The sequence below is a fragment of the Bartonella sp. EBT8 genome, from assembly GCF_055796165.1.
This window is the reverse complement of record NZ_JBTTDJ010000084.1, coordinates 1-1,106: the sequence shown is the minus strand read 5'-3', so window position 1 is coordinate 1,106 and position 1,106 is coordinate 1. Positions and strand designations below refer to the sequence as shown.

Genomic DNA, 1,106 nt, shown 5'->3' with positions numbered 1-1,106 from the left:
CGGGCGAAACATTCTCTTGATCTTTATCATCATAGGCCCCAAGGATCGCTAATCCCTTATGAAACCCTAGATGAACACTGAATTCTCCTCCAAGCCATTGGCGCATATGATCAAATTCAAAGGTTGCAATAGCCAACTTACGGCTCGACACATCAACCCTACTGCCCATAATAAAATTATCGGCATATTTCCATGTCAGCCGTCCCGTAAACCAGGTCTTTCCCTCTTGATCACGGGCAATAACCCGCGAAATCCAAGGGGTGAGCGATAACGACTTGCCCGATGTCAAAATGTCGGAAAATATTCCTTTAACACTCGAATAATATTGACTCCACGTGCCATCAAAACCTGCTGTCCAATAACCATAAGGAATGGAAAATGAACCCGTGACCGTATCACTGTTGGGACGCTCATCTGTGAAATGATACACGCCACCATCCATGGAACGCTGATAGCTCAACGACCATTGATCATTGGAACCTAAAAGATCATCCAAAGAAAGACTCAAGCGTGTTTGGTAGAGACCTGTTGCCTGAGCTCCAAGATTATCACTGGAAACTGTAAAACTCCAAGGTTTCTGTTTGGCTATATGAATATCAAGGATGGAACCGCCAGAAACTTTTCCAGCTCCAAGATTAATGGTGGCTTGACGAGAAAAAAGCCTATTGATTTGATCAAGTCCTTGCTCTATCGCGCGTAAATTGGTTGGATGACCAATCAGATTTGGAAAAGCCGTGGTGATTTCGCCGCGATCTTTCCTTTCAACTTTATGACCATCCAGGGTGATATCCTCTACACGACCTTCAACAACAACAATTTTGAGATGACCACCTCTTAAATCTTGCTCAGGCAAATAAGCTCGCACCGCAATATAACCGCGCTTGACGTAAAGCATGGTCACCGCTTTGAGTACTTTGTTGATATCATCAATGCCTAAACAGTGCCCTTCCCAACGAGAAATGCTGCCATGAAGATCTGTATGAGAAATCAACCTGGCACCAATCAACCCAATACTTTTGATCATCAAACAGGTTTTTGATCTCGAAGAATCATCGGAACTGTTCTCCTCATCATCCTCAAAAAACACTTCAGACTTTCCTGTCCTT

1 protein-coding gene is annotated in these 1,106 nt (G+C 43.8%); it reads right to left on the bottom strand.

Going from position 1 to position 1,106, the window contains the following annotated elements; genetic code table 11:
* Positions 1–1,087: ShlB/FhaC/HecB family hemolysin secretion/activation protein (locus tag AC0QT4_RS09205; RefSeq protein ID WP_473201364.1), on the bottom strand; the 1,087-nt coding region annotated here is incomplete at its 3' end.
* Positions 1,088–1,106 lie beyond the last annotated feature (19 nt).